This is a genomic window from Sulfitobacter sp. UBA4523 (assembly GCF_002388305.1).
Taxonomy (GTDB): domain Bacteria; phylum Pseudomonadota; class Alphaproteobacteria; order Rhodobacterales; family Rhodobacteraceae; genus Sulfitobacter; species Sulfitobacter pontiacus.
Window position 1 is genome coordinate 1 of record NZ_DGMH01000029.1, and the last position, 498, is coordinate 498.

General features: G+C 59.6%; 2 protein-coding genes. One reads left to right on the plus strand and one right to left on the minus strand.

Annotation, left to right across the window (positions count from 1 at the left end; all coding sequences use genetic code 11):
* A partial coding sequence (locus tag B3849_RS17610) for a hypothetical protein (protein ID WP_349678153.1) occupies positions 1–120 on the plus strand: 120 nt, incomplete at its 5' end.
* Positions 121–300: 180 nt separating this feature from the next.
* Here B3849_RS17610 and B3849_RS07285 read toward each other — a convergent pair.
* The coding region (locus tag B3849_RS07285) for a DUF1330 domain-containing protein (protein WP_286779972.1) at positions 301–498 on the minus strand (198 nt) is incomplete at its 5' end.

Here is a 498-nt window from a genome sequence, read left to right on the forward strand (position 1 = left end):
GAAGAAGCCATCGCCTATATCGATGATGACGAACTGGTTGAAGTGACGCCAAACGCAGTCCGTCTGCGCAAGCGCTATCTGGACCCGCACGAGCGGAAACGGATGGCAAAGTCGGCGTAAACAAAGCCACGCTGGACCGGGGCTTTGCCCCGGACCCCAGGATTTCATACCATTTGGAAAGCGGGGCTGGTTTTGCCCTGCTTTTTTTATGTCTGGCGATGTGTGGGGGGAGGATTAGTGGGGTCAGCGGCCTTGCTTGGCCGCTGACAAGAGCTTGGGTACGGGCTTAGCCAGCTGGGCTTAGCCGTCGATCTCTACGACCATCAGCTCGCGTTCTGACGCGTCTTTGGCGTGGCTCAGCGCCTCTTGGTAGGCGTCGGAGTTGTAGCAATCGACCGCATCCTCGACAGAGGCGAAACGGGCCACAACATTGCGCGGGCGTTCCTTGCCTTCAAGCTGCACGAAGCGGCCACCACGGGCCAGGAAGCTGCCCCCATG